The organism is Nitrosopumilus piranensis, assembly GCF_000875775.1.
Taxonomy (GTDB): domain Archaea; phylum Thermoproteota; class Nitrososphaeria; order Nitrososphaerales; family Nitrosopumilaceae; genus Nitrosopumilus; species Nitrosopumilus piranensis.
Genome location: NZ_CP010868.1, coordinates 999,337 through 1,025,199, shown reverse-complemented (window position 1 = coordinate 1,025,199; position 25,863 = coordinate 999,337). Strand labels below are relative to the sequence as shown.

31 protein-coding genes are annotated in these 25,863 nt (G+C 34.2%); 12 read left to right on the top strand and 19 right to left on the bottom strand.

Annotated features, from left to right (window positions below; translation table 11 throughout):
- Positions 1 to 11 precede the first annotated feature (11 nt).
- Positions 12 to 902, bottom strand: coding sequence for a prenyltransferase (locus NPIRD3C_RS06020; RefSeq protein WP_148703290.1), 891 nt, complete (start codon positions 900 to 902; stop codon positions 12 to 14).
- Between the two features lie 86 nt (positions 903 to 988).
- Here NPIRD3C_RS06020 and NPIRD3C_RS06015 point away from each other — a divergent pair, with 86 nt between their 5' ends.
- Positions 989 to 1,192, top strand: coding sequence for a hypothetical protein (locus NPIRD3C_RS06015; RefSeq protein WP_148703289.1), 204 nt, complete (start codon positions 989 to 991; stop codon positions 1,190 to 1,192).
- On the opposite strand, the gene NPIRD3C_RS06010 is transcribed toward NPIRD3C_RS06015, so the two are convergent.
- Together NPIRD3C_RS06010 and NPIRD3C_RS06005 are read right to left on the bottom strand one after the other, a co-directional pair.
- Positions 1,189 to 1,485, bottom strand: a complete 297-nt coding sequence (locus NPIRD3C_RS06010) for a hypothetical protein (protein WP_237087619.1) — start codon at positions 1,483 to 1,485, stop codon at positions 1,189 to 1,191. The two genes, NPIRD3C_RS06015 and NPIRD3C_RS06010, sit on opposite strands and share 4 nt — an antisense overlap.
- A 63-nt stretch (positions 1,486 to 1,548) precedes the next feature.
- Positions 1,549 to 1,950, bottom strand: a complete 402-nt coding sequence (locus NPIRD3C_RS06005) for a DUF2203 domain-containing protein (RefSeq protein WP_148703288.1) — start codon at positions 1,948 to 1,950, stop codon at positions 1,549 to 1,551.
- A 72-nt stretch (positions 1,951 to 2,022) separates the two neighbouring features.
- On the opposite strand from NPIRD3C_RS06005, the gene NPIRD3C_RS06000 reads away from it, so the two are divergent.
- Positions 2,023 to 2,301 (top strand): hypothetical protein, encoded by a 279-nt coding sequence (locus tag NPIRD3C_RS06000; RefSeq protein ID WP_148703287.1) that lies wholly within the window; start codon positions 2,023 to 2,025, stop codon positions 2,299 to 2,301.
- Positions 2,298 to 2,702, top strand: coding sequence for a pyridoxamine 5'-phosphate oxidase family protein (locus tag NPIRD3C_RS05995; RefSeq protein WP_148703286.1), 405 nt, complete (start codon positions 2,298 to 2,300; stop codon positions 2,700 to 2,702). The genes NPIRD3C_RS06000 and NPIRD3C_RS05995 overlap by 4 nt, the downstream gene beginning before the upstream one ends.
- Positions 2,703 to 2,815: 113 nt before the next feature.
- Here the strand turns inward: NPIRD3C_RS05995 and NPIRD3C_RS10995 are convergent, their stop codons facing one another.
- From NPIRD3C_RS10995 to NPIRD3C_RS05985, 3 genes are all read right to left on the bottom strand, one after another.
- Positions 2,816 to 2,941 carry a hypothetical protein gene (locus tag NPIRD3C_RS10995; RefSeq protein ID WP_257720262.1) on the bottom strand — a complete coding sequence of 42 codons (126 nt, stop codon included), beginning with the start codon at positions 2,939 to 2,941 and terminating at the stop codon, positions 2,816 to 2,818.
- A 102-nt stretch (positions 2,942 to 3,043) separates the two neighbouring features.
- The gene (locus tag NPIRD3C_RS05990) at positions 3,044 to 3,241 is read right to left on the bottom strand and encodes a hypothetical protein (RefSeq protein WP_148703285.1); all 198 of its coding nucleotides are present in this window, start codon (positions 3,239 to 3,241) and stop codon (positions 3,044 to 3,046) included.
- A gap of 150 nt (positions 3,242 to 3,391) precedes the next feature.
- Positions 3,392 to 4,681 carry a coiled-coil domain-containing protein gene (locus tag NPIRD3C_RS05985; RefSeq protein ID WP_237087618.1) on the bottom strand — a complete coding sequence of 430 codons (1,290 nt, stop codon included), beginning with the start codon at positions 4,679 to 4,681 and terminating at the stop codon, positions 3,392 to 3,394.
- Positions 4,682 to 4,788: 107 nt separating this feature from the next.
- Here NPIRD3C_RS05985 and NPIRD3C_RS05980 point away from each other — a divergent pair, with 107 nt between their 5' ends.
- A complete protein-coding gene (locus NPIRD3C_RS05980) occupies positions 4,789 to 5,067 on the top strand; it encodes a peptidylprolyl isomerase (protein ID WP_148703284.1) in 279 nt (92 codons plus the stop codon).
- A gap of 120 nt (positions 5,068 to 5,187) precedes the next feature.
- Positions 5,188 to 5,463, top strand: a complete 276-nt coding sequence (locus NPIRD3C_RS05975) for a hypothetical protein (protein ID WP_148703283.1) — start codon at positions 5,188 to 5,190, stop codon at positions 5,461 to 5,463.
- Here NPIRD3C_RS05975 and NPIRD3C_RS05970 read toward each other — a convergent pair.
- A complete protein-coding gene (locus NPIRD3C_RS05970) occupies positions 5,460 to 6,968 on the bottom strand; it encodes a DEAD/DEAH box helicase (protein ID WP_148703282.1) in 1,509 nt (502 codons plus the stop codon). The genes NPIRD3C_RS05975 and NPIRD3C_RS05970 overlap by 4 nt on opposite strands.
- 94 nt (positions 6,969 to 7,062) lie before the next feature.
- Between NPIRD3C_RS05970 and NPIRD3C_RS05965 the strand changes: the two genes are divergently transcribed.
- Positions 7,063 to 7,386 carry a hypothetical protein gene (locus NPIRD3C_RS05965; protein ID WP_237087617.1) on the top strand — a complete coding sequence of 108 codons (324 nt, stop codon included), beginning with the start codon at positions 7,063 to 7,065 and terminating at the stop codon, positions 7,384 to 7,386.
- Positions 7,387 to 7,436: 50 nt separating this feature from the next.
- Here NPIRD3C_RS05965 and NPIRD3C_RS05960 read toward each other — a convergent pair whose 3' ends face one another.
- The gene (locus NPIRD3C_RS05960) at positions 7,437 to 7,625 is read right to left on the bottom strand and encodes a hypothetical protein (RefSeq protein WP_148703281.1); all 189 of its coding nucleotides are present in this window, start codon (positions 7,623 to 7,625) and stop codon (positions 7,437 to 7,439) included.
- Between the two features lie 96 nt (positions 7,626 to 7,721).
- Here NPIRD3C_RS05960 and NPIRD3C_RS05955 point away from each other — a divergent pair, with 96 nt between their 5' ends.
- The 3 genes from NPIRD3C_RS05955 to NPIRD3C_RS05945 are packed head-to-tail and all read left to right on the top strand — an operon-like array spanning position 7,722 to position 11,122.
- Positions 7,722 to 8,267: a deoxycytidylate deaminase gene (locus NPIRD3C_RS05955; protein WP_202812467.1), complete on the top strand. Its 546-nt coding sequence runs from the start codon at positions 7,722 to 7,724 to the stop codon at positions 8,265 to 8,267.
- 4 nt (positions 8,268 to 8,271) lie between these two features.
- A complete protein-coding gene (locus NPIRD3C_RS05950; protein WP_148703279.1) occupies positions 8,272 to 10,830 on the top strand; it encodes a DNA-directed DNA polymerase I in 2,559 nt (852 codons plus the stop codon).
- Between the two features lie 10 nt (positions 10,831 to 10,840).
- Complete coding sequence (locus NPIRD3C_RS05945; RefSeq protein ID WP_148703278.1) at positions 10,841 to 11,122, top strand: SemiSWEET family sugar transporter; 282 nt, start codon at positions 10,841 to 10,843, stop codon at positions 11,120 to 11,122.
- A gap of 429 nt (positions 11,123 to 11,551) precedes the next feature.
- Here the strand turns inward: NPIRD3C_RS05945 and NPIRD3C_RS10455 are convergent, their stop codons facing one another.
- From NPIRD3C_RS10455 to NPIRD3C_RS05920, 6 genes are all read right to left on the bottom strand, one after another.
- Entirely contained in the window at positions 11,552 to 11,698 is a 147-nt protein-coding gene (locus tag NPIRD3C_RS10455) for a hypothetical protein (protein WP_160272880.1), read from the bottom strand.
- Positions 11,695 to 11,892, bottom strand: coding sequence for a hypothetical protein (locus NPIRD3C_RS05940; protein ID WP_148703277.1), 198 nt, complete (start codon positions 11,890 to 11,892; stop codon positions 11,695 to 11,697). The genes NPIRD3C_RS10455 and NPIRD3C_RS05940 overlap by 4 nt, the downstream gene beginning before the upstream one ends.
- Positions 11,893 to 11,979: 87 nt before the next feature.
- On the bottom strand, positions 11,980 to 12,222 hold the full coding sequence (locus NPIRD3C_RS05935) for a hypothetical protein (RefSeq protein WP_148703276.1): 243 nt from the start codon (positions 12,220 to 12,222) through the stop codon (positions 11,980 to 11,982).
- A gap of 27 nt (positions 12,223 to 12,249) precedes the next feature.
- Complete coding sequence (locus NPIRD3C_RS05930; RefSeq protein ID WP_148703275.1) at positions 12,250 to 13,443, bottom strand: hypothetical protein; 1,194 nt, start codon at positions 13,441 to 13,443, stop codon at positions 12,250 to 12,252.
- Positions 13,444 to 13,543: 100 nt separating this feature from the next.
- On the bottom strand, positions 13,544 to 13,837 hold the full coding sequence (locus tag NPIRD3C_RS05925) for a winged helix-turn-helix domain-containing protein (protein WP_148703274.1): 294 nt from the start codon (positions 13,835 to 13,837) through the stop codon (positions 13,544 to 13,546).
- Between the two features lie 1,032 nt (positions 13,838 to 14,869).
- Positions 14,870 to 15,694 (bottom strand): tyrosine-type recombinase/integrase, encoded by an 825-nt coding sequence (locus NPIRD3C_RS05920; protein WP_148703273.1) that lies wholly within the window; start codon positions 15,692 to 15,694, stop codon positions 14,870 to 14,872.
- Positions 15,695 to 16,013: 319 nt separating this feature from the next.
- Here NPIRD3C_RS05920 and tpiA point away from each other — a divergent pair, with 319 nt between their 5' ends.
- Genes tpiA through NPIRD3C_RS05905 form a run of 3 tightly spaced genes read left to right on the top strand, consistent with a single transcriptional unit; the run spans position 16,014 to position 19,961 of the window.
- Positions 16,014 to 16,670: a triose-phosphate isomerase gene (gene tpiA / locus NPIRD3C_RS05915; RefSeq protein ID WP_148703272.1), complete on the top strand. Its 657-nt coding sequence runs from the start codon at positions 16,014 to 16,016 to the stop codon at positions 16,668 to 16,670.
- Positions 16,671 to 16,697: 27 nt separating this feature from the next.
- Positions 16,698 to 19,361, top strand: coding sequence for a pyruvate, phosphate dikinase (ppdK, locus tag NPIRD3C_RS05910; RefSeq protein ID WP_148703271.1), 2,664 nt, complete (start codon positions 16,698 to 16,700; stop codon positions 19,359 to 19,361).
- Between the two features lie 42 nt (positions 19,362 to 19,403).
- Positions 19,404 to 19,961, top strand: a complete 558-nt coding sequence (locus NPIRD3C_RS05905; protein ID WP_148703270.1) for a CBS domain-containing protein — start codon at positions 19,404 to 19,406, stop codon at positions 19,959 to 19,961.
- Positions 19,962 to 19,979: 18 nt separating this feature from the next.
- On the opposite strand, the gene mce is transcribed toward NPIRD3C_RS05905, so the two are convergent.
- Genes mce through NPIRD3C_RS05880 form a run of 5 tightly spaced genes read right to left on the bottom strand, consistent with a single transcriptional unit; the run spans position 19,980 to position 25,841 of the window.
- Positions 19,980 to 20,375: a methylmalonyl-CoA epimerase gene (gene mce / locus NPIRD3C_RS05900; protein WP_148703269.1), complete on the bottom strand. Its 396-nt coding sequence runs from the start codon at positions 20,373 to 20,375 to the stop codon at positions 19,980 to 19,982.
- Positions 20,376 to 21,974, bottom strand: a complete 1,599-nt coding sequence (locus NPIRD3C_RS05895) for an acyl-CoA mutase large subunit family protein (protein WP_148703268.1) — start codon at positions 21,972 to 21,974, stop codon at positions 20,376 to 20,378.
- A gap of 4 nt (positions 21,975 to 21,978) precedes the next feature.
- The gene (gene meaB / locus NPIRD3C_RS05890; protein ID WP_148703267.1) at positions 21,979 to 22,896 is read right to left on the bottom strand and encodes a methylmalonyl Co-A mutase-associated GTPase MeaB; all 918 of its coding nucleotides are present in this window, start codon (positions 22,894 to 22,896) and stop codon (positions 21,979 to 21,981) included.
- Between the two features lie 43 nt (positions 22,897 to 22,939).
- On the bottom strand, positions 22,940 to 23,347 hold the full coding sequence (locus NPIRD3C_RS05885) for a hypothetical protein (RefSeq protein WP_148703266.1): 408 nt from the start codon (positions 23,345 to 23,347) through the stop codon (positions 22,940 to 22,942).
- A 1-nt stretch (position 23,348) separates the two neighbouring features.
- Complete coding sequence (locus tag NPIRD3C_RS05880) at positions 23,349 to 25,841, bottom strand: M1 family metallopeptidase (RefSeq protein WP_148703265.1); 2,493 nt, start codon at positions 25,839 to 25,841, stop codon at positions 23,349 to 23,351.
- Positions 25,842 to 25,863: the final 22 nt, after the last annotated feature.

Below are 25,863 nucleotides of genomic sequence, written 5' to 3'. Positions count from 1 at the left end.
TAAATTTATGTTTAAACTGTAAATCCAATTAAGAAACTGATGACAAATAATGCACCAGTAATTCGACTAAACATCAAAGTTGAAGACATAAAGGGGACTAGTTCATGAACTGAATCATAATTTTTCTTCAACCCAAATCCAGATTTAATCATTAATGGAATACTAAGAAAGCTTATCAAAGAAATCAATGGAAATAGATTCAAAGACACACCTACAATTATTGCGCCATAAGAAACAAGTGGAAATATCCAAAACAGTCTTGCTGCTTTTTGTTTTCCAATTGCAATAACCAATGTCTTTCTACCCTTTGATTTGTCTGCATCATGATCTGGAAAAGATGCAATGAACAAAACCAATGCCGACAAAGAACCAACAACCACACCTGCAAGAATGGATTCTGCAGTTATGTATCCAGATTGAATAAAGTACGTGCCAAGAACAATCATGCAACCTTTTACTGCAACAAAGAATTCCCCCAATCCAGAGTCTACAATTTTTGTAGAGTAGAAATAAATTGAAAGTATTGCAAATCCCAAAATAATTGCAATAATTATTCCATCAACAATTACAAAGTAAGCTCCAATGACTGAACCAATTATCAAAAAAGCAATACCAGCACGATAAACGCTAGATGGTTTGAGCAATCCTTCTGGAAGAACACCTGTTCCCCCGCTCATCTTTGTTTTTGGAGTCTTTGTATCAATTCCACGTTTAAAATCCCAAAAATCATTTAGCAGATCAACACTGGCATGAAGCGCCATAACTCCTGCAAATGTCAAAAAGGCATCAATGGGTTGAATTGTTGAGTTTTGCCACCAATTAAGTGCCAAACCAACAGATACTGCAATTACAGATGCCAGAAGGAAACGAATTCTAATAACCCTAAACCATACAGAGAGCATTAAAAATAATATAATTTTTTCATTATAATATTCATGACATTGAATTTTAGGCTATTGTTTATTAAAAAATTCAATCAAATACAATTATGATAATTGGCAGAGTTTTAGAAAATGAAAAAAAGGTAAAATTTGAACTAGATATTTTCTGTACAAACTGTGGAAAAAAGGTTCCAGGTAGACTTCAAACTGGAGAATCATACTATCAAACACAAGAATTTCATGCAGAATTAGAGGATTTTAAGAAAAACTATCTTTGTGGAGTATGCAGAGATAAGAAAAGAAGGGATTAAAGTTCCTCTTCCCATTCTTCTTCAATATTGGCTTTTGATTTCTTTAGGAATATGAGCACGGTAGCACCGACCATGAAAATTCCTATAATTACAATGTAAATTATCCATTCAGATAATTCCAAATCAATGACATCAAATGTTTTTTGTGGGACAGATACATTTACAGTAAAAGAATCCTGCCCTTCAGCGCATCCTTCAATAGTAGATATAATGTCAAATGAGATAGAATGTCCTTCAATTGCAATCAATCCGTTTGTAGGAGTGATCAAGTATTTTTCATCATCTTTCATCACTTTTGGACGTTACCTACCATCTAGTCCACTTAAAACAATAAATGTAAAGAATTTTGTTAGAAATTAAACCAGAGATTCATCATTTACTTCAATAGGTTTTCTTCCCATAAACCCAGAATCTTTTTCATGCCAAAATTTGATTTCAGTTTCACCATATTTCCAGCATAACCATACCTCATCATCAAATCTTTTGGAAGGAAAGTCTAGTAATCCTTGCTCAATACTTTTGACTACAACACCAGTACTTTCAAGAATTTCAACCGCTTCATAAAATTTTGTGATTGCAGAGTTTAGTTGTTGTTTTAGGGTAACATATTCTTCAAAAGAGTTGGTAGAAGAGAGGCTCATTTGCAATTGCTGCTCAAGTTTTGTCACTTCATTCTTTTTTGCCAAAGCATATTCAAATTTTTTAATAACGTCAGGAAGGGCATTATTTGCTTCATTTGTAGTGAAAAATGAGAACATGTACCACCTCAATATTTCTTGATTAAAAATCTTAGGCGCAAATTTATTAACAAATCTCTTTGAAGAACAGATATGAGTGAAGACCAATTAGAGGCATTAATAATTCAAACAATAAATGGAGCAGTAGCAACAATTCCAGCATATCTGGATGAGATTAAGGAAAACAAAGAAGTGCTAAAAGTTGAAGACCCAAAAGAATTTGTGTATGGGATTGTTATGGGCATGGCATTGGGGATGAGCGGAGCAATACTTAGTGCACAAAAAGAGATGCCAACACCAGAAGATCAAATCAAAGTAAGAGACATTGTCTACAAACACATACCTGAGATACGAGAACGGATTTTCACTTGATTAAATTCAATCAAAGAGAAAAAGAGTTTCTTAATTCACTAGAAGAAGCAAGAATAGCTACATCACATAACGATATTCCACATGTAAAACCAGTTTCGTTTGTGTTAAGTGAAAATGAAATAATTATTGCAACAGACTATGATACAAGAACATACATGAATCTAAAAACAAATCCAAATGCAAGTGTAGTGATCGACATCTACAAATCTGGAGGTCATAAGGCAGTATTAATTCAAGGCATAACAGAGATAATAGAAAACGGGTCAGAATTTAACAAATTTTACAACATGTTTTTTGAGAAATTTGAATGGGTTAGAAGAGAACCCTGGAAAGAAAATGAGGCGCCATTTCTAAAAATCATTCCTAAAAACAAAGTTAGTTGGGGTTTAGATATTAGATAGCAAGCACTGTTGAGTCACACCAATTTTTTCAATTGTTGAAGTTGAAACTAAAACCTGCTTGTTCATCACAAATGCCATCATTATCAAAATCAACAGAGACATAGACTTTGCTTTCAGGTGCCAGAGTCTAATACTATCTTAATTAGGTGGGATTCAGCCATTGCTAGAAAAACCATACCCATACCAAACAACATTGCAATACTAGTAATACCCAATATAGGCAAAACTCTATTTCCCATGAATTACAATATTGGCATTTCATCTTAAAATCGATGGAAATTTTTGTTGTTTAGGCGTTCCAAAAAGGATTCAACAAGTGAAGAAATTGAAAATACTCAAAATTACTTTTTACGACGATTTTTTAATTTTTTAGCTCTAGGTTTTGTTCTAAGTAAACGACCACAACAAGGACACCACAATCCTTCCCAATTAATGAATAATTCACATTCAGGACATCTCTTTTGTCCTAATTCATATCGACCCCCATCAAGACTTGTACTTGTTGCTTTGTAATTTTTACAGGAGCCAATACAATGCATGACTAATTATAAAGATAGATGTAGAAAAATCATAGCTTAATTTTCAAATGTTTGATTTTATGTTTATCTCTTAATTAGATAGTATCAAAATAAAGTAAATCATTAGATGAATAAATCATTCCAAGAATACAGTACAAAAAGAATCTTTTACTAATTATATGTCAAATATAGAATTTTACTAAACTCTGCTTTTGCCACAGATATTTGGTTTCTTAGTTCTGTGATTTTAACTACATGTGCATCAAATAATTCTGCAAAATCTTCAGGCCTATCAGGATTATGAATTAATGATTTTAGGGTTTGTCTCTCTTTTACTAATGAGTTCTGCAAACTGCTGATTTGAACTTCAAGGTCAGATGCTTTGTTTGATGAATCACTATTTCCTGCAGGTTTAACTGATATGGAAGTTTTGTCATCTGCCTCTATTTTTACATAAGTCATTTGACAAGAGTTTGCAGTGATTTTATCGCCCAACCTTAGGGTTAGAGACTGTTTATCAGAAGTAACTTTGATTACGGGCAGTTTAATTGTTGTAGGCCCTGCACACACTTCAAAGACTGTATGATAAAGCCCAGGAGTTGAATCTAAGACAGACAAGATACTAGCAGAGTTACCTTCAATTATTTTTCCTGAAAAAGTCATCTCATTGAGTTTATCTTTTACCGTAGATGGTGTATGGATAGCAAATAGGGTTCTATGTAATTGCTCACGTTTGTCATTGATTTGCTTTCGAAGTTCAGCAATTTTAGTTCCTTGTTTTTGAGTTTCAGGGTTATCTCGAGTAATAGATTGTCTGATTTTTGCTAATTGTTCTTTTAATGAATCAAGTTCAGTTTGAAGAGTTACAATTTTTTCAGAGATGTCACCTTGGTTTAATAATGTAATTTTGATTGATTTTGCATCAGATGCTTTTATTTTTGTTGCACTAAGAGTACAAGAACCAGATTCAACTAATCCAGGTAATTCATAGTGCTTTGTTTCACTATCTGAAGAAATATGGACATCTGGGGCATAGATTGGAACAGAAGGACAAATCTCAAAGGCAACATCATAGTTTGCAATTGATTTTCCAGGTGCAGAAGTACCTGTTTTAGATTTTATTGGAACGGTTTCAAGAATATTGATTGTAGCAAGATCAATGCTTTTTCTATTGATAATTTTGTTTAAGAGTTCTTCATCAACTTGTTTATCATTAACGGTTTTTGCCCACCCATTTTCAATAAGTTTCAAGACACTTTTTGCTTTTACACATGCTACAGAGTCACTTGTAGTTCGAATTACCTTGAATAAACCAGAATCACAAACAATATCTTCAGATGATATTCCAATTTTTGTTTGATGTTTTGGTGGGATAATGTCTGCATGAGAAAATGGTAATGCTGGAGCAACCATACCAGTTGCCAAAATTGCCATTATAGAAAATACTAGTAAGGAATTCACAAAAATATAGAGTTTCTGTTGTATATAATCATATATCAAAGATATCCAGTGTGAACCTGTAAAACCATTCCTAAACAATTAAGATGTAGAATAATTTAGAAATGTAAATGAGTAATAAGATCAAATGTTCACACATTCTTGTTTCAAAACAAAGTGAAGCACTAGCAATAATGGAGAAACTAAAAAGTGGAGAAAAGTTTGGAAAATTAGCAAAAGAGTTATCCATGGATTCAGGAAGTGCCAAAAAAGATGGGAACTTGGGATATTTCACAAGAGGTATGATGGTAAAGCCTTTTGAAGATGCAGCCTTTAAACTCCAAATTGGCGAGACATCTGAACCTGTAAAATCAGAATTTGGATATCATATTATCAAAAGACTTGGCTAAGTTCATTTAGATTTTAATTAATAATATTTTCAAACAGATGATTAGTTTTTGATCTGTTTTAGCAACATAGAGTATTAAAAACCAAAACAAAATAAACGCTAATTTTACACTTACAATGCAGTGACAATACTAACACAAGAAACAATAGATGAAATTTTGACATATTTAGAAAAATCAATTAATAATTTAGCAAAAGATGTATTTGGAAATTTAGAATTAGATGGAGGGTTTGACGAAGCTATAAATTTTTTAAAAAGTCAGTTTGACATTAGACTAGAAAACCTACTTGTAGCAAAAGGTAGCAGTACACATCATTTAGAATCAGGAATGAAAAATAAAATCATTCAAAGAAAGCAAGAAGTTTTTCAAAACATTTCAAAACAATATCAAAATTAGATAAAGGCATCAAGGCCTGTTTTTTTAGAAGTTACTTCTTGATTTTTTTCTAAAACTTTGGTCATTTTATCACCCATTGATTTTGAGGCAGTCATCTTTCGTTTTCCTATCCAATAATACGTTTCATCAATAGTATTTTTTGCAATTAATACTACTAATTTTCCAGTGTCCTTTCTGCCAGTTCTGCCTCTTCTTTGAATAAATCTGACAGAACTGGGGACATTGTCATAAAAAATTACTTGGTTTACCTCTGCAATATCTAGTCCTTCCTCACCGACACGTGTTGCAATTAAAACATCAAAAACTCCATCACGAAATTTCTGTACAGTTTCAATTTGCTTTTTTTGCTTTAACCCTGTTTCACCTGCTTTGCCAATCAGAATACCTGCAGAAATTCCAAGTTCAGTCAATTTGTTAAAAATTAAATCAACAGAATCACGGTAACTAGTAAAGATCAAAGCCTTTCCGGGGACAGATTCTATGATATCTTTTAGTTTTGGGATTTTAGAATGCTCGATTCCTCGAGATTGAGCTTCTTTTGCAAGATGTATTGCACGAGTAAAGTTTGGATCAACCTCAAAGAGTTCCTTTACACCTGCACCTTTTTTTGCTTGAGCACGTTCACAAAACTTCAAAAAAGGAGTGATTCCATGGGCCTCTAAAATATTTAGTGCGTAATGAATTCGGATTGCAGTGAATAATGGTTTTGCAGAACGTCGGTTTTGATTTAAAACAAATTGTCTAATTCTCAACAATGCAGAAAGAGATTGTTGTTCAGCAAGTTTGATTCCATTGTTACGTAATGTTTCATATCTTTGATCAAGTGCTAATTTCAACAATGTTTGAATAGATGTTAGTTCAGGAGGGAGTTCAACATTTATCCATTCAGTATTAGTTTCTTGGGTATAGGGTCTTACATCAGGACTATTCTCAGTTCTTTCAGCAACACTTGCAATTTTGAGTTTGGTGAGAATCTCAGTTGCCTTATCCTTTTCACTTGGCAAAGTAGCAGTCATTCCAACAATTCTGGCAGTTGAATTTACAAAGCGTTCTGCAATTCCAGAATATGCATAATCTCCAATTGTTCGATGGACTTCGTCAAAAATTACAAGACTGAATTGATTAGATGATACTATGCCCCTGTCTAAATCATTTTTAGCAATTTCAGGAGTTGCACAAATTACACTATTGCTCCATAGCTTAGTTCTTTTTTGAATAGTATCTTCGCCAGTAATTAGTGAGATATCATCTAGGACTAGATTTTTTTTTAAGAATTCGTAATGTTGATTGACGAGAACTCTAGTAGGGGCTAAAAATAATGCACCTCCAGTTCCTTGAGATAGAAATTCAGCAATGACTTGTAATGCAATTGCAGTTTTTCCAAGACCAGTAGGCAAAACAACAATACAGTTTTCATCAATAGCCTGATTTGCAAGGTTTACCTGATAATCTCGTTTTTCAATAGAGCCTTTTTTTACATATTTTTTTTCAATAAATTCAGTCAAAGTATAAAGAAAATTTGTAATTTGTTGATTTTATGCTTTCGTGTAGTTGACCATTGACAAACATATACCATTCAATTTAGATTAATGAAAATCTGTGCCTGAGACCGGCAATTCAACTAGAAAATTAGACAAAAAGAGTCCATTTTTATTTCAATATTACCTGATGGGTGTGTTGAGTGATAAAAATTCCAATGAAGAATATTTTCAATCATTACTTGAATCTTTGAATCAAGATCCTAACTGGAGAGTTGTCGAAGAGTATTTGGAAAAATATGAATCAATCAAAAAGGATCTTACACAAGAACAACAAGTTATAATTTCTGAAATGGGAAGAGCAATGCTTGCATTAGCAGACTCACAACCAAAAATAATCATAGACAAATTCTTAGAATTAGTTCAAAATATGAACAAAAAATAAAATGCTTAAACATTAAGGTAGTAAACAAAAATAAAAAAAGTCAGGAAAAACTAGTCTAGTTTTTTCTTGGCTTTGTTAATCATTGCAGTCTCCTCACGGAGGTGTTTCTTCAATAAACGCTCATGTGCTTTTTTATGAGCACTATATGCTTGGTTAAGAGATTTTTTTGTTTTTGCTCTCTTGACAGCATTATTGAATTTTTTATGAATTGCGTTTACTTCAGCTGTATAGCTTGCCATCAAATCAACAGTTTCAAAGATGCTAAAGTAGTTTGTGTACAACTTATCTAAAGAGAATTGATCGCAAAAACACTTACACATAACGCGATCCATATATTGAACAGACAAACAGAAAATGTGTTGAGTACTTTTGAGAGACCAAATTGGGATGAATACTTTATGCTTCAAGCAGAACTTGCTAAACTGCGTTCAAATTGTGTAACAAGACAAGTAGGAGCAGTTATTGTCAGAAATCACAGACAGTTGGCAACAGGGTATAATGGAACACCCCCAGGAATCAAAAATTGTTTTGAAGGAGGATGTAAAAGATGCCAATTAAGAATGGAGGGAAAAATAGAATCAGGAGCATCACTTGATAGATGTCTATGCAATCATGCAGAGGCTAATGCAATAATGCATTGTGCAATTTTAGGCATAGAAGCAGGAATAGAGGGAGCCATACTATACACAACATTTGTCCCATGCTTAGAATGTACCAAGATGGCAATTACAATTGGCATTAGAAAATTTGTATGTCTTGACTCTTATCCAGAAACAGACTTTGACTTGCTAAAAGAAGCAGGTGTAGAAGTCATACAATTAGATAAAGCAAAAATTGCAAAATGGGCTCAAGAACTAGTTAACAAATACAATTCTGGATGATAAAATGCAAGTCAATATGGAAGAATCAAAAAGAATTGAATCAATGCCACCAGCTATGTTAGTATCAGCTACGTATGATAACAATTCAAAATCAGCAGTTCTAAAATTCTACGAACCAGAGTCTCAAAAATTGTTTTTGTGGAAAGATGAGATTGGCCATAAACCATATTGCTACTCAAGACTTGCACCAGAGGAATTAGAATTTCTTCAAGAAAGAGACGATGTTTTAGAAATTAAAACAGTTCAGAGATATGATTTGATGAAAGACAAAGAAATAGACATGTCAAAGATCACTGTAGCAGATCCGCTAGCAATTGGAGGAACATCAGGAGACAAAAGCATAAGAAATGTAATTGAAACATGGGAATCAGATATCAAGTATTATGAGAATTATCTGTATGATAGAAAGCTAATAGTTGGAAAATATTACGAAGTAATTGGTGGGAAGATAAAGCCACATGATTTAGAAATTTCTGACGAGGTGAAGATTGCACTAAAGAGTTTGCTATGGGATAAGGTTGATAGTGAAAGCATGGTAGATGCTGAAGGATTCAAAAAATTTGTTTCTGAATGGGCAGATTTACTTAACCAACCAATTCCAAAGATCAAAAGACTAAGTGTAGATATAGAAGTTGAAGCCGAAATTGGCAGAATACCAGATCCAAAGATTGCAGAAAAAAAAGTTACAGCAATAGGTATGAAGGGAACAGATGGATTTGACCAAATTTTTGTGCTCAAAACAGAAGGAACAGAACAAGGTACAAATGAATTAGATCAAAACATCAAAGTGACATTTTATGATTTAGATAAAGAAAAAGATATGATTTATGATGCATTCAAGATAATCAAAGAATTTCCATTTGTTGTAACATACAACGGAGATGAATTTGATTTGCCATATCTATACAACAGAGCAGAGAGACTAGGGATTAAAAATTCAGAGAATCCATTTTATATGATGAGGGATTCTGCAACACTCAAAGAGGGGGTTCATCTTGATTTGTATAGAACATTTTCAAACAGATCATTTCAAATCTATGCCTTTAGTCAAAAATATACAAATTTCTCATTAAACGAAGTTTCAAAAGCGTTACTAGGAAAAGAAAAGATAGACTATGGATTAGAGTTTGATCAATTATCACTCTACCAGACTGCAAATTATTGTTACAATGATGCCCTGCTGACGTACGAGCTTACCAGTTTTAACAGTGAATTGTTGATGCAGTTACTAGTCATTATTTCAAGAATTGCAAGAATGCCAATTGACGATATTGCAAGAATGGGAGTATCTCAATGGATTCGTAGTCTTTTGTATTACGAGCATAGAAAAAGAAATTGCCTAATTCCAAAAAGGCAGGAACTTGAAAGAAGATCAGAAGGAGTGATGTCAGATGCAGTAATCAAAGATAAAAAATACAGAGGAGGGTTAGTGGTCGAACCAAAAGAAGGAATTCATTTTGATGTAGTTGTAATGGATTTTGCAAGTCTGTATCCAAGCATAATCAAAGTCAGAAACCTTTCGTATGAAACAGTAAGATGCCCACATGAAGAATGCAAAAAAAATTCAATCCCAGGAACAAATCACTGGACATGCTCAAAGAGAAATGGCTTGACATCAATGATTATTGGCTCATTAAGAGATCTGAGGGTAAATTACTACAAGAGTTTATCAAAAAAAGAGACACTAACTGAAGAACAAAGGCAGCAATACACAGTAGTAAGTCAAGCACTTAAGGTAATTCTAAATGCGAGCTATGGGGTAATGGGAGCTGAAATATTTCCATTATATTTTCTGCCTGCAGCTGAAGCCACTACTGCAATTGGAAGACATACAATTTTAGAGACAATCAAAAAATGTGAATCTGCAGGTATTGAAGTACTTTATGGAGATACAGATTCGTTATTTATAAAAAATCCAACTAAAGAACAAATTCAAACAGTAATTGAACAAGCAAAAAAAGATCACGGTGTTGATTTAGAGATTGATAAAACATACAGATATTGTGTGCTAAGTAACAGAAAGAAAAACTATCTGGGAGTTACTAAAGAAGGTAAAGTAGACGTTAAAGGACTGACAGGAAAAAAGTCTCATACTCCTCCATTTATCAAAAAATTATTTTATGAATTACTTGACGTGTTATCTGAAGTTCAAACAGTGGAGGGTTTTGAAAAAGCAAAAAAACAGATCTCTGAAAAAATTGCAACATGTGGAAAAAAAGTCGAGTCAAAAGAAATTCCTCTTGAAGATTTAACATTTAATGTAATGCTTAGTAAGGCTCCATCTGAATACACCAAGACAATCCCACAGCATATCCGTGCAGCAAAACAATTAGAGTCCATAAGAGAAATAAAAAAAGGAGATAGGATATCATACATCAAAATTCTAAACAAACCCGGAGTAAAGCCTGTAGAAATGGCAAAAAAAGAAGAGATTGATTCTAAAAAATACATGGAATTTATGGAATCAACACTTGAGCAAATTACATCATCAATGGACTTGGATTTTGACACAATTTTGGGAAAACCAAAGCAAACAGGATTAGACGAGTTTTTCTGGAATTAGTGAAAATAGAATGGAAGTTGACAGTACATTACTTACCATTCTAGGAGTGACTGCAGGGATTCTTATTCTAACAGGATGGGTAGAACAAATCTACAAGGGGTATAAAACAAAAAGTCTCAAAGATGTTTCAAAATTTTTGATGATATTCATATCAGCTGGTGCAATTTTATGGCTGATTTATGGGATAATAGTAGAAGACGTGTTTATCATTGGAACAAATGTAGCTGCAATTGCCTTGATGATGATAGTATTAGGAATGAAGAAAATATACGATAGAAAATTAAGAGGTTAAATTAAAGCTATGATAATGCTTTTACGAGCTAAACCCCATTTGATCGGCTTTTACATCAATCTTTGATTCCTTAGTTTTACTCTATTCCTATTTAGGTAATTAGATGATATTTTATGATGTTTTTGAGTTTATCTTCAACTGATAATTCCTCCTCGATACAGATTGGCAGAAAATCAAGATAATCTTTATCTTTGATGTCCAGATTTATCTTTCTCAATTCAATACTTGAATCCTAATAGAACAATCATCTCTTGAAATTTCTTTTTTCGTTTCCGATGTTTGTCCTTACTGTATTTGCCCAGTCATAGAGGTTGGATGTCAGTACTGGAAAGGAGCAGTATTCATTATTCTGGGACAGTTTCCTGCTTAGCTTTGTCTGCCACATTTCCTTGATTCTAACTCGTCTTGGATTAGAGCAATGCCATCAGACTATATATCAAACTCGTCATGTATTGCCTTGAGTTCAACATGGTATGCCTTTAGCTGCACATGTGGATCCTCGCTGTTTCTTGCAATCTCTTTTACCTCAAGTTGGATTTGGTGTATGCGGTCTCTTTTGGATAAAGTCTTTTTCAAAAACACATGTAGATTATCCCCTTGAGTCTATTCTTTAACTGGTTGTCAAACCAACGCAGGTCATTTTTTACAGTGTCATAGTTTATTCCAAGTTCTTCAGAAATTGGTTTTGGCTGGTCAATTCCCACTGTCTCATGTTCATCAAGATAATTTGAGATTCTGCTTCTGCGCAGTATGACTTTATTCTTGCCCATGCCTTGTGGTTACAAGTCAGGATTAAGGTATTATTGCTCATCCTTACACCAATACTATTCCTTGACGTAATAATCGTGGATGTCTTTTTACTCTGGAATTGTCACTTCTGATTCTGCTAGAGGTGCCCACTGCAAGATCGAATCTGAGCAATTATTTGCATCATATTGCCACCGTAATTCTTCAGAATTTTTATTTTTTATCATATCATCATAGATTCCGGCACATAATTCTAATTTTTCAGTAGGAGTGAAATTCAAAAAGAAAATAACACTGATTGCGATACCTATTACAGTAATTGTTGCAATTGCAATATAAACTAGAATATTCATATTTTAAAATAAAAAAGAAAGGGTGATTTATCCTAATGGACCTACACCGGTTGTTGAATCATTGACGTTTTCCCAAGGTGTGAAATAGGAACCTGCAGAATCCCCTGCAGCATGAATTCCCATAAACTCATCAGAATCCCAATTAGTCCATGCACCACCACTGTCACCACCAGCAGTAACATGAGCTACTGTAAGAACTGCATCATAAGTAATTCCCGTATCAGGGTTATACCATGATGAATTTGGATCATCTACTGTTGTCCAACCTAAAGAGCTTGTTGCACCATGAACTAGAACATATGTTCCACTTGTTGGCCTGTTGTTATAACTTGTTATATATTCCCATGAGTTATAACCATCCCAAACAGCTTCTTCATTTGTTTCAGAACTGCTTTGATCTACCCAAGCACAGTCACAATCTGCATTGTCTGCAATGATAGATACATCTCCAACTTTGTTCCATCCAAGCCAATCTTCTGTTGGTTGGAAAACGTCATCAGCTGAACCTGAACCATCATCTACACAATGAGCAGCAGTAAGGAATCCATCAACACCATTTCGCTCAATTGGTAATGCCATTGAGCAATAACCGTGGTTTTTTGCTTCAATTTTGATTCCGCCTACTAATGGATCACAGTTACTTCCTACACCATTACAACTTTCAGCCACAGCAACATTAAATCTTATTTTGACAGGTATGTCGGAGAATCTTTCTTCAAATAAAGCAACATAATATGCTCTATCTTTACCTTCTTCAAAACGTGATTCATCTAAATTGATGATTAATACTTTTTCTAATCCACTCACAGAAGTAGAACTAACTGGCAAATCTTTGTGATCAATAGAAGATTGTGCTGTTCTTAGTTTCTTCTCCAGAATTGGTTCAATTTTGTATTTTTCAATTGTTTCTCTTTCAGCTTCAGCAATTATTTTTTTCAAACTAACTAGTTCATCTTTTAGTTGATCTATCTGAGTTTGTTTGTCAGATACTTGTGCTGATGTGCCATTGGCTTGAAGTGTTTTTAGTTCAAATTCGGCTCTATTCAATTGATCTTTTGCTGCAAAATATGGCTCTGCGATTTTATTGATTCGTTCAGTTTCTGCCAAGGCTGCATTATTTCCTGTATCTGGAGCAGCATCAATACTGATTGCGGATACTGGAAGAATAATTGCAGCTGCAATTGCAACTAAAGCCAATGAAATTTTCGTTTTACTAGTCATTGTCATTTCCAATATTGGAATAGTCTAATAAGCCGCGCTCGTTATATGGATACTACTCAATCACATACTATCTACATAGATAGTATCTACATGGTGAGTGTCATTCCAAAATTGTCGGAATTGCGTTATATTTTTTGTCAAACTCTACATCAAGTTTCTTCTTGCACAGTAAAATTCCATGAGCGGTAATGTCATAAACCTGATGTGGGTATCTCTTGGTCTTGGTTACAAATCCCAAAAACTCTAACATTTCAAGATATGATACGCATGTATCATAGCTAAGCTTTGCATTTAGCGCCAGATTTGTCCTCTTTTCATGGCCAGATTCATACATTACAGTAAGCAGACGCAGTAAAACTTTGAGATCAAATCTTTGTAGTTTCTTTTTTACCATGATTTATCAAATATTATAGTATGATGCTATTATTTTCATGGTATTTATTATTTGTTTCAATTTGGATTGAATATATTTTACAGTTGAAATTTAAATTAGAAAATGTTCATTTGAACAAACATCAAAATTATGTGTTCATTTGAACAAACATTTACAAAAATTATAGTTCATTCGGTTTGATGTTACTGTAGAAAGCAACTCGGAGATTAGAATATTCATTCATTATTTTTGCCTGTTGTTTTTGTAATGTGATTTTATTGTTTTTATCAATGGTTATAAGATCCCCACATAAATTTACTATTGCTTGCTCTTTTTCTTTTATTATTGACTTCGCAATTTTGCGATTCTTATACGGCCGGGACATGAAGCGCGAGCGGGTTTCTTTAATGCTGTAATTTCAGATTCTAGTTGTTTAATTTTATCTAATTTTGCTTGTTTTATTTGAGCATCCCTTGATACCCTATCGCGGATTTGTTTCTTTACTACTTCAATAGTTTGCTTACTGGATCCTTTTCTAAACCCCTGACCGCTTCGGGTTTTATTGATGCCGTCTATTTCTGCCGGGGTTAATCCCCGCTTGCTACAAATTGGTTTTCTAAGGCGTTAATCTGTGCTACGGGATCATTAAGCGAGGCGTCCTTTAGTTGTTGGTCGGCCTGTTGCTTGCTTCTATCATTTGAAGATATGAACCGCCCACCCTGTTTAACGATGTCACGCTTGATTCGATTAGCGGAATTAACCTTATTTTGTGCTCGCTTTCGTGCTTTTAGTAAACGCCCCAAGTTAGACCCCCTGGTCTAGTTTGTGTTGATTCTTTTCGACTAGGTGACAATCACACCCGCACTTGTCATTTTTGTTACGGCATAGATGATGTTTTTTTCTATAATATAATGTTGAACTTTTTTTCATTTGGACAAATAAACTCATTGTTATAATTTTGATGTTAACGAAGATAAAACTTCATTCGAGTTCAGATTATTTTTTTAGATTTTTTAGTAGTTCGTCAACCTGTTCTTTTGTATAATATTTTGTTTACTGTTTTCTTCTTTCATGGGCGTATTTCTTTTGCCAATTCTCATTTTCTTCCTTTATTTTGATTAGTTCCTCTTTTTCTTGTTCTACTTTCTTCTTTTCTTCTAAGACTCGTTCCTTATCATCGATTACTAGATTTGATACGCCCTTTTGATATTCTTCAAATAGATTTTCTATTGTTGGTTGAAAATAAGCATTATCCAACTTCATATCATGGCCCATAAGGCGTTCAATTAAGGGGTTGTTTGCATTGTTGTTTAATTTTAGAATTGGGTTGAATCTTCGTCTAAAGGCATGACACAACATATTTGGTTCATCGTTTAGATTGATTCCAGAATTTGTTTTTGCTCTATGAACTAAATTTGAAACTGTCTTTTCAGAAACAACTTTAGGTTTTGAAATAGCTAATGTGTACTTTGTTCTAAATACAGGGTGATCAGGATCTAAACTTTCTCCATCCTTCTTTCTTTTTTCAAAGTATCTTGGTAGTGCTTCTTTAGCTTCTTTATTGATGAAAGTAATGTATTCTTCATCAGTATCAGCATAAACCGTAACTGCTAGACAATCATTTGGCATTTCTTTTAGATGTCCTATCTTTAATTCTGTCAAAGCCTCTCGTCTAACACCTGAAGAACTTAGAAACAAAAGAATTGCCTTACTTCTAAGTTCTTTTGTAACACCTAACATGAGTTTGATTTCATCAGTTGTAAAAGGTCTTGATTTCTTTGGTTTCTGCTTTTTACCAAGTAATCTTCTAATTTTTTTCCAATTAACCCCCTCAATATCATTAGCATCACAGAATGACTGTAATGCAAAGAGAATCAAACGGATATAGCTTACACTTTTACCCTCATTCTTGAATAATAAACATAGTCCTCAATTTTCTCCTTTAGATCATTGATGTCAAAGAATAAGATAGAATCAATGGATTTTAGATGATAATGCTCTGCAAATTTGGTTAAATGATACAGGTATTGCTCTCTAGTTTTAGGGCTTTGAACATATTGTTCAAAGATAAGGATTGATCGAGACTTGTTTAATGTACCTGATTTTTTCACGCTATATTATGGTAAAAAGGGTGTTTAAACGTCAAGTTGATTCATTTAATTAAAGATTAAATACAATACAAGAAGGCTCAAAGAAGATGTTTGTAATCAATTGTAAAAATTATGAAGAAATTTCAGGGGACAAAATTATAAAATTTGTAAAAACTGCTGAAAAAATTTCAAAAAAATTTAAAATAAAAATTGCAATCTGTCCACCTCAACATCTAATTGGAGTGGTAGCTACCAGTTCAATTCCAATTTTTGCACAACATGTAGATAATTCCAAAGTGGGAAGCACAACAGGTTTTGTAATTCCAGAACTGTTAAAAAAATCAAAAGTGAATGGATCGTTAATCAATCACAGTGAACACAGAATTACATCAAAGGAAATTCAAAAATTAGTATTGAAATTAAAAGATCTCAAGATGACATCAATTGTTTGTGTTAAAGATGTGGCAGAGGCAAAAAAATATGCCAAACTAAATCCAGATTATATTGCAATAGAGCCACCAGAACTCATAGGATCAGGCAAAGCTGTATCAACTGAAAGACCAGAATTGATAACAGAAGCAACAATTGCTGTAAAAAGTGCACAAAACAATACAAAACTTCTTTGTGGAGCAGGAATTGTTTCTGGAAAAGATGTTTCAAAGGCAGTGGAATTAGGTTCCAAAGGAATCCTAGTTGCAAGTGGTATAATCAAAGCAAAAAATTGGGATAAAATAATTTCGGAATTTGCCAAGGCATTAGTTTAAAAAGCCAAAAAATTTACGCATTTTTGCATGGCAAAAACAAAACCAGTTTATGCATTTGAGGAGGCAGATAGCGAAAACAGGATGCTTCTAGGCGGGAAAGGCGCAGGATTAAGCGAAATGACTCGACTAAAGCTTCCGGTACCACCAGGATTTACAATTACGACTGAGGTTTGTAACAAATACTATGATAATAACAGAAAACTTCCAAAAGATGTAATGCCATTAGTTATGAAAAATATTGAAAAAATTGAAAAGAAGACAGGAAAACAATGGAACTCAACTAAAAACCCATTACTAGTATCAGTTCGCTCAGGGGCAGCCATATCAATGCCAGGAATGATGGACACAATTTTGAATTTAGGGTTAAATGAAAAAACCGTAGGAGGCCTAGCAAAGCAAACAAAGAATCCACGTTTTGCATGGGATTCCTATAGGAGGTTTATTCAATTATTTGGTAAAGTAGTATTTGGAGTAAATGATGAAAAATTTGATCATGTGCTTGAATCTGCAAAAACTAAACAAAAAGTAAAAGATGATAGTCAGTTAAGTGTTGAATCACTAAAGAAAATTGTATCAGAGTATAAAAAAATCTGCGAATCACACACAAAAAGAAAATTTCCAGATTCACCTAATGAGCAGTTAGGATTAGCAATTGAGGCCGTATTCAAAAGTTGGATGGGTGAGAGAGCAATTGTTTATCGTGAAAAAAACAACATAACAAAAGACATTGCAAATGGAACTGCAGTCAATGTTGTTACCATGGTATTTGGAAACATGGGAGATGACAGTGCAACTGGAGTAGTATTTACAAGAAATGGACATAATGGTAAAAAAGAGATTGAGGGAGAATATCTTATCAACGCACAGGGAGAAGATGTGGTTGCAGGAGTTAGAACTGGAAAAAATGTTTCTCTATTAAAAAAAGAAATGCCAAAATCTTACAAGGAATTAAGTAACGCATGCTCAAAATTAGAAAAACATTTCAGAGAACCACAAGATATTGAATTTACCATAGAGCAAGGAAAATTTTACCTGTTGCAAACAAGAACTGCAAAGATGAGTGCAATGGCATTAATTAAAACATCAGTAGACATGGTAAAAGAAAAACTAATTGATAAAAACAAAGCACTGACAAGAATTCCTGCACAACAGCTAGAGGCATTACTTCATAGAACTATGGATGAATCAAAAGTTAAAAATCACAAGCAATTAGCTAAAGGAATTGCAGCGTCTCCAGGAGCTGCAAGTGGAATTGCAGTATTTGATGTAAAAAAGGCAATAGAGTTAGGAGAGGCAGGAAAAAAAATTATCTTAATTAGAAAAGAAACAAAACCCGAAGATGTGCCGGCATTCTTTTCATCAGAAGGAGTTTTGACTAGTTTAGGTGGAAAATCATCTCATGCTGCAATCGTATCAAGAGGAATGGGCAAACCATGCATTGTAGGATGCTCAGAATTAAAAATCAATTATGACAACAACACATGTGCTGCAAACGGCACCACAGTAAAAGAAGGTGAAACTATTACCATTGATGGTAGTGCAGGTACAGTCCTAATTGGAGAAGTTCCAACTGTAGAGCCAAAAGTAACAAAGGACTTTGAGCAGATTTTAAGTTGGGCACAAAAAACAAAATCATTAGGCATTCGTGCCAATGCAGATACTCCAGAAGCTGCAAAACTTGCAAGACAATTCGGTGCTCAAGGTATTGGTCTTTGTAGAACGGAGAGGATGTTTAATGCAAGTGACAGGATTGGCCTATTTGTCGATATGATCATGGCTGAAAATATTGAAGAACGAGGAAAAGTTCTCAAAAAATTAGGGCAATTACAAAAAAGCGACTTTATTCAAATTCTAAAAGCAATGGAAGGATACGAAGTAACAATCAGATTACTAGATCCACCATTACATGAATTCTTGCCAAATCCTGAAGAACTAGCTGAAAAAATCCACAAGTTAGAGAAGAAAAAGGCAACAAAAGAACTCAAGGAGGCCAAAATTATTTTAAAGCGAGCAAGGGAGTTGGCAGAAGTCAATCCAATGATGGGACACAGGGGAGTAAGAGTGGGAATTACGTATCCTGAAATTTATGAGATGCAGATTCGTGCAGTGTTTGAGGCATTAGTGGAATTGACAAAGAAAAAAGTAAAAGCACATCCACAAATTATGATTCCACAAATTAGCAGTATTGCAGAATTAAACCACATAAAGAAGATTTATGATAAAATAAAAAAAGAAGTTGAGACAAAAAACAAAATGAAATTAACAATTAACTTTGGTACAATGATTGAGGTAGTAAGAGCTGCATTAACAGCCAATGAACTTGCAACAACTGCAGAATTCTTTAGTTTTGGTACTAATGACTTGACACAAGGAACGTTTAGTTTCAGTAGAGAAGATGTAGAAGGAAAGTTCCTTCCAGAATACATGGAAAAAGAACTGTTAGAAAGAAGTCCATTTCAATCAATTGATGTTAACGGTGTAGGTAGTTTAATCAAAATTGGAATTGCCAATGGTCGAGGAATAAGAAAGAATATGGAAGTTGGGATTTGTGGAGAACACGGAGGAGACCCAAGTTCTATCAAATTCTGCCATAAAGCAGGATTAAGCTATGTTAGTGCATCACCTCATAGAATTCCTATTGCAATTGTTGCAGCAGCACAAGCATCAATTGAGTATTCAAAGAAAAAATAATCCAGTATAATTTAATAGAGATTAAGCCTTACTAAATCCCAAATGCTACCAAATATCGAATCAATAAAGCAGATGAGGCAAAAATTAGGCATCACCCAAAAAAAGCTTGCAGGAATGACTGGGGTAAGTACATCCATGATTAATCAAATAGAATCAGGGCGAAGTCAGCCAAGTTATGAAACTGCAAAAAAAATTTTTGAGAATTTATCTAACCTAGAAGGAAGATCATCATCTCACAAAGCAGGAGATTTTTGCAGCCAAGATATTGTAAAGATGAAACCATCAAATACACTTCATGATGCAATAAAGAAGATGCATCAATTATCAATCAGTCAAATTCCAGTATTTGATGAAAAAGAGATAGTAGGAGTAGTCTCAGAGGATGGAATTGTAAAGCATCTGGCAGATATTGGAGAAGCTGAATTAAAGAATGCAAAACTTGCAGATACAATGGATCCTGTTCCACCAATTGTTGATTTTGAGACACCAGCAAATGTACTTGTTCCATTAATTCGATATTCAAAATGCATACTTGTTACAAAAAAATCTAAAATTGTTGGAATCATTACTGCATCAGACACATTAAAGATGATGGAATAAATTATTTTTAAAATATTATTATTTTGGATGAGCACAAAGTTCTGCCAAAACACCATGAAGGGACTTTGGATGAATAAAAGTAACTTTAGTGCCTGCAGAACCAGGTCTAATCTTACCTAGGAATTGCACACCGCATCCTTCCATTCTTTCCACCTCACCTTCAATGTTGTCAGTTTCTAATGCCATGTGATGAAGTCCTTGTCCTTTTTTCTCCAAGAATTTTTTAATTGGACTAGAATCATTTGTTGGCTGCATAAGCTCAACACGCCCATTTTCTAAATGAATAATTGCAACTTTGACACCCTCAGATTCTACGGTTTCAAACTCTACAGAATCAACACCTAAGGCCTGTTGATACACTTTGGCAGACTCTTCAACGTCATTTACTGCAATTGCAATATGATCAATTTTCATCTAAAATACCTCCTTTGGACGGTATTCACCAAATACTTCACGGAATGTATTGCTAATTTCACCAGTAGTAGCATATGCCTTTGCAGCAGTAATTATGTAAGGCATCAGATTCTCATCAGTATCAGCTGCACTCTGCATTGCAGATAGTGCCTTTTCCCATTTCTTTTTGTCTCTGGATGCACGCAATTTTTTTAATGCCTTTTTCTGCTGAATCTCAACTTTACCGCCAATTCTTAGCAATTCTGGCTGTTCTTCTTCTTCGACATATTTGTTAACACCAACTAGGATTCTCTCACCGTTATCTGCTTCTTTCTTTAATCGATATGCATTTTGTCTAATTTCTGATTGGAAGAATCCTTTCTCAATTGCCTTTACTGAACCACCCATCTTTTGGATTTTCTTGAGATATTTCCAAACGCCTTCCTCAATCTGGTCAGATAACTCTTCAAGATAATAGGAGCCACCAAGAGGATCAGCAGTCTTTGTAATTCCACTCTCATGTGCAACAATTTGTTGGGTTCTCAAAGCTATTTTTGCAGATTCTTGTGTTGGGAGTGCTAGTGCCTCATCTCTTGAATTTGTGTGAAGTGATTGAGTACCACCGGCAACTGCGGCCATAGTTTGAATTGCTACACGAATAATGTTGTTGTCAGGTTGTTGGGCAGTTAATGATTCGCCACTTGTCTGTGTATGGAATTTTAATTGTAATGACTTTGGGTTTTTTGCATGGAACATATCTTTGAGAATTTTTGCATAGACTTTACGTGCAACTCTAAACTTTGCAACTTCTTCAAAGAATTCTATTGTACAACAAAAAAAGAACGATAAACGAGGTGCAAAGTCATCAATTTTTAGTCCCTTATCCAAACAAGTTTGAATGTACGCTATGGCATTTGCCAAAGTAAAGGCAACTTCTTGTGTTGCAGTACATCCCGCTTCTCTCATATGATATCCAGAAATAGATACAGGGTACCATGAAGGAACTTTTTCTGCACAATACCCAATCATGTCACCAATTAATCTCATAGATGGTTGTGGTGGATAGATGTAGGTGTTTCTTGCAATGTATTCTTTGAGGATGTCATTTTGAGTTGTGCCACGCAATTCCTGACTTTTGAATCCCTGAGATTCTCCAACTGCAATATAATATGCAAGTAGTGTTGACGCTGTAGAATTAATGGTCATAGATGAACTAACTTTGCCAAGAGGTATCCCATCAAAGGCAGTCATCATGTCTTTAATTGATGTAATGGAAACGCCAACTTTGCCAACTTCACCTTCTGCTTGTGGAGCATCTGAATCATAACCAATTTGCGTTGGAAGATCAAAGGCCATTGAAAGCCCAGTTTGTCCTTTCTCAAGCATGAATTTGAATCTCTCATTAGTAAGCTTGGCATCACCAAATCCAGAATATTGTCTCATGGTCCAAAATCTATCACGGAACATTCCAGGATGAATGCCTCTAGTAAATGGATATTTACCAGCATCTTCTACAGGTTTCTTCTTTGAGGATTTTTGATAGATACGTTTTACCGGAAAATTAGAATCAGTAAAGACCTTCTTCTCGGGTTGTTTTTGTTTTGATTTTTTTGTGGCCATATTATCACTTTAACATTGATTTTGTAATTTTTTCTCCTGCGTCAAATGGGTCCATATCCCTTGATTGTAATTTTTTTAGGTATTTTGAAAATGTTTTATCAGAATCCAACATGACATCAATCTTTTCACGTATGTTATTTAAAACAATATCTTTTAGTTCTGCCTCTAATCGTTCTTGGTCCTTTTGCTTCTTTAATTTCTTTTTTAATGCCATCATATCTTTGAGAGTTTTTGCAAATTCGGTAATTCCAGTATTCTTTTTTACAGATGTTTTAAGGATTGTTGGATTTCGTTCAGAGTCTCCAATAAAATCACGTACTGCATCAAACAGTTGATTTGTTCCACTAAGATCACTCTTGTTTACAAGATAAATGTCTCCAATTTCAGTTAGACCTGCCTTAATTGTTTGTATGCTGTCTCCAGTGTTTGGATTAAAGACTACAACTGTGATATCGGCAATATTTGAAATTTCAACTTCAGTTTGTCCTGCACCAACACTTTCAATAATAATTGGGTTGAATCCTGCATATTCTAAAACACGTATACTGTTTCGTAAAGAGCGAGATACTGCACCAGTGGCACCACGAGATGCAATACTTCGAATATAAGTTCCAGAGTCAGTTGATTCAGTCATCCTAACTCTGTCACCTAAAATTGCACCGCCAGTAACATGACTGGTAGGATCAACTGCCAAAACAGCAGGTTTTGTGCCCAGTTTTTTCATTGCCACAGCAGTCTTGTTAATCAACGAGCTTTTTCCAGCACCAGCAGGTCCCGTAATTCCAATAATAATAGAAGTGCCAGTATTTTTGAAAATTTTCTTTAAGAGTTTTTTTGATTCTTTTTGATCATTTTCTACCATAGTTATGGCTTTAGCAATTGCACCACGTCTTCCTTTCTTCAAGTCAACAAGCAAATCCAATACAGAATAATCTTTTGAGGTGCAATAAAATCTTGTATCCGATCTAAGGCCTTGAATAAATCACAGGAGGAATAGAATCTCCTAGCGGATGAATCTCAGTCTTTAGTTGAATATGACCCAATTCTAAATGCTCTATCTCCAGTACAATTGGATGAACCGCCCATCCATATTTTGGTTCATTTGGGAATGGAACTATCTCAATGAACTGAGAATCATAAAATGTTTTTTGAAATGTTTCATCCATTCCAAGAATCTCCATTACCACAGAATTAGTTTTTTCTGACTTGTCTACAAAAGCAATCTCAACATGACCAGTATCATAATACACAGCATCTACTTCAAAAGTCTGACGGAGTACATCTTTGTCATCAGTTCCCCCTCCAGTTAAAAAGACTAATGCAATAATGGTCAGCACTCCAAGAGATATTGCGGGAAGGATTTTTTTTGCCATATTATTTGAATTCTTTTCTCATTTGATGTAAGAATTTAGAGTAAATTCTAATTTTTTCAATTGTCTGGGCTTGTGTTCTTTCAGTTCCAGGTGTTGGGTGGGATTTGAAAAATGACTTGATATCATTTTCCATAGAGTCATCAACTACTAGTGCAATACTTGCTACAATTCTATTAAACAAAGGATTTCCATGTCCAACTTTTTTACTTAATTTTCCCCAGTTCTTCTTTAGCCAAGGCCAAAGAATTTTTTTGCCATAAGGATTGGCTGCAATCTTCATTATTGGCAATTGCATGTTTTGAGAACGAACCTCAGAGGTTTGAGAGAATTGTAATGTTTTGACAAGCAATTTTTCATTTTGAAAGCTGCACATTGCACCCAAAAATCGTAATTTTTCTTCAGTAGTTTTTGCTTTTTTGTACAATGTTACTAATTGGGAATGAGTTTTTGCATTACCAGTCCATGCAACAAGTGAGAAAACGGGTTCACGTATATCAGGATGTAGTGATGAGGGGTTTTTCAAAAACTCTTTGAATTTAATTTGTGCTTGTTCAAGTACATGTTCATCTCCAAGTTTACCTAATGCAAAAATTGAAAAACCTCTCAAGAATGCATCAGTATGTTTGTCTGATTTTTGAGGAACCCATCCAAGATTAGATAAAATCTTTCGAAAGTAATTAATTGCATAGTTTCTAATTTGCTCGGTATAATCTTCAAAGAAAGTCAATAGTGATAAAAAGTTGAGATTATTTGCAACATTTGTTTGTGGTAGATACGAATCTTCTTCAAAATATGCATCAGAGAAATCAAGATAGTTTTCAACTTCCTCTTTTCCTGCAACACACAATGCAAACAAGTCATTTTGGATAGCCCATCTATCCACATGAGGAATTTGCTTTTGATCAACTAGCATTTTAAGATCAAGTAAAATTCCATCATCATATTTTACACGATAAAATCCAGTGCGGCCGATGTTTGCAACAAATCCAGGTCCCTTGGGGGCTTTTAGAGTAGTTGATTTTTTTGTTAATAGTTTGGTTTTAGTATCTTTTCCCAAACCATAAGTAAATGGAACATGCCACAATCCTTTTTGAGTTTTCTTTGTAGGCTCCATCAAAAAGCGATTTTGCTTTATGACCAAATCATTATTCTTTTGAGATATGTCAATTTGAGGAAATCCAGGCTGTTTTAGCCACGAATTTACCATTGCACTTACAGGCATTTTTGATGCCTTGCCAATTGCATCCCACAAATCTTGACCTTTAGCATTTCCATACTTGAATGTAGAGAGATATTTCTTGAGACCTGCTCTGAAATTAGTCTCACCAACATAATTTTCAAGCATTCTCAAAATGCATCCACCCTTATCATAAGAGATAGCATCAAATATTTCTCTGATTTCAGCAGGAGAATTTACTTTGACATCAATTGGGTGAGTTGTCTTTAATGCATCTAATCCCATTGCATTATTCATTGCATCTTCAATAAATTGATCCCAAAGATTCCACTCCGGATAAAATTTGTCAACAAATTTTGTTGCCATAAATGTTGCAAAACTTTCATTGAGCCACAAGTCATTCCACCATTTCATTGTAACAAGGTTTCCAAACCATTGGTGTGCTATTTCATGTGAAATTACTTCAGCAATGAACTGTTTTGTTCTTGTCGAAGATGTTTTAGGATCATAAAGCAAGATTGTTTCTCTAAATGTGATTGCACCCCAATTCTCCATTGCTCCTGCAGCAAAATCAGGAATTGCAATTAAATCTAGTTTAGGTAATGGGTATTTTATTCCAAAATATTTTTCATAAGAGGAAAGAAGTTTTTTTCCAAGTTCTAAAGAATACTTTCCTTTTGATTTGTTTCCTTTTGTAGTGACTACTCTAATCTGGACTTTGCCAGTTTTTCCGGTTAGATATTCAAATTCACCAACACCAAGATAGATCAAGTAAGTTGAAACAACAGGTGTTTTTTCAAATTTATACTGAGTCTTGTTTTTAATTTTTTTCGTTGATTTTACAGGCATGTTAGAGATTGCAGTAAACTTGTTATCAGCAATGATTGAAATCTCAAATGTTGCCTTTGCTTCAGGTTCATCCCAACAAGGAAATGCGCGTCTAGCATCAGCTGCTTCAAATTGAGTTGTTGCAAGGTATTTTGTAGTGCTACCTTCTTTGTATTGACTGCGATAGAATCCTAACAATCTATCATTAAGAATCCCTTGAAATTGCAGATGTATTGTTGCCTTACCTTTGATTTTTTCTCCTAATCGAATTGATAGTCTTTCTTTTTTCTCATCAGTTTTTACAGAGGATTTAACAGATTTTGTGCCAGATTGAACATCACAGGATTTGATTTTTAGTTCTGCGCAATCCATTGTGACAAGATTTGTTGCCTTTTTGCAAGAAACAGTGATTACTTCAGTTCCCAAGAAGGTAAATTTTTTAAGATCTGGTTCAAATGTTAATTCATAATTTATTGGATTAACGTCCACGATTCAGGTGATTTTGATACTC

Excerpts from the sequence above, each read along its gene's own strand:
- NPIRD3C_RS06020 (WP_148703290.1), bottom strand. The coding sequence starts at position 902 with ATGCTCTCTGTATGGTTTAGGGTTATTAGAATTCGTTTCCTTCTGGCA.
- NPIRD3C_RS06015 (WP_148703289.1), top strand. The coding sequence starts at position 989 with ATGATAATTGGCAGAGTTTTAGAAAATGAAAAAAAGGTAAAATTTGAA.
- NPIRD3C_RS06005 (WP_148703288.1), bottom strand. The coding sequence starts at position 1,950 with ATGTTCTCATTTTTCACTACAAATGAAGCAAATAATGCCCTTCCTGAC.
- NPIRD3C_RS06000 (WP_148703287.1), top strand. The coding sequence starts at position 2,023 with ATGAGTGAAGACCAATTAGAGGCATTAATAATTCAAACAATAAATGGA.
- NPIRD3C_RS10995 (WP_257720262.1), bottom strand. The coding sequence starts at position 2,941 with ATGGGAAATAGAGTTTTGCCTATATTGGGTATTACTAGTATTGCAATG.
- NPIRD3C_RS05990 (WP_148703285.1), bottom strand. The coding sequence starts at position 3,241 with ATGCATTGTATTGGCTCCTGTAAAAATTACAAAGCAACAAGTACAAGT.
- NPIRD3C_RS05980 (WP_148703284.1), top strand. The coding sequence starts at position 4,789 with ATGAGTAATAAGATCAAATGTTCACACATTCTTGTTTCAAAACAAAGT.
- NPIRD3C_RS05960 (WP_148703281.1), bottom strand. The coding sequence starts at position 7,625 with ATGGCAAGCTATACAGCTGAAGTAAACGCAATTCATAAAAAATTCAAT.
- NPIRD3C_RS05950 (WP_148703279.1), top strand. The coding sequence starts at position 8,272 with ATGCAAGTCAATATGGAAGAATCAAAAAGAATTGAATCAATGCCACCA.
- NPIRD3C_RS05945 (WP_148703278.1), top strand. The coding sequence starts at position 10,841 with ATGGAAGTTGACAGTACATTACTTACCATTCTAGGAGTGACTGCAGGG.
- NPIRD3C_RS05940 (WP_148703277.1), bottom strand. The coding sequence starts at position 11,892 with ATGGGCAAGAATAAAGTCATACTGCGCAGAAGCAGAATCTCAAATTAT.
- NPIRD3C_RS05935 (WP_148703276.1), bottom strand. The coding sequence starts at position 12,222 with ATGAATATTCTAGTTTATATTGCAATTGCAACAATTACTGTAATAGGT.
- NPIRD3C_RS05930 (WP_148703275.1), bottom strand. The coding sequence starts at position 13,443 with ATGACTAGTAAAACGAAAATTTCATTGGCTTTAGTTGCAATTGCAGCT.
- NPIRD3C_RS05925 (WP_148703274.1), bottom strand. The coding sequence starts at position 13,837 with ATGGTAAAAAAGAAACTACAAAGATTTGATCTCAAAGTTTTACTGCGT.
- tpiA (WP_148703272.1), top strand. The coding sequence starts at position 16,014 with ATGTTTGTAATCAATTGTAAAAATTATGAAGAAATTTCAGGGGACAAA.
- ppdK (WP_148703271.1), top strand. The coding sequence starts at position 16,698 with ATGGCAAAAACAAAACCAGTTTATGCATTTGAGGAGGCAGATAGCGAA.
- NPIRD3C_RS05905 (WP_148703270.1), top strand. The coding sequence starts at position 19,404 with ATGCTACCAAATATCGAATCAATAAAGCAGATGAGGCAAAAATTAGGC.
- mce (WP_148703269.1), bottom strand. The coding sequence starts at position 20,375 with ATGAAAATTGATCATATTGCAATTGCAGTAAATGACGTTGAAGAGTCT.
- NPIRD3C_RS05895 (WP_148703268.1), bottom strand. The coding sequence starts at position 21,974 with ATGGCCACAAAAAAATCAAAACAAAAACAACCCGAGAAGAAGGTCTTT.
- NPIRD3C_RS05885 (WP_148703266.1), bottom strand. The coding sequence starts at position 23,347 with ATGGCAAAAAAAATCCTTCCCGCAATATCTCTTGGAGTGCTGACCATT.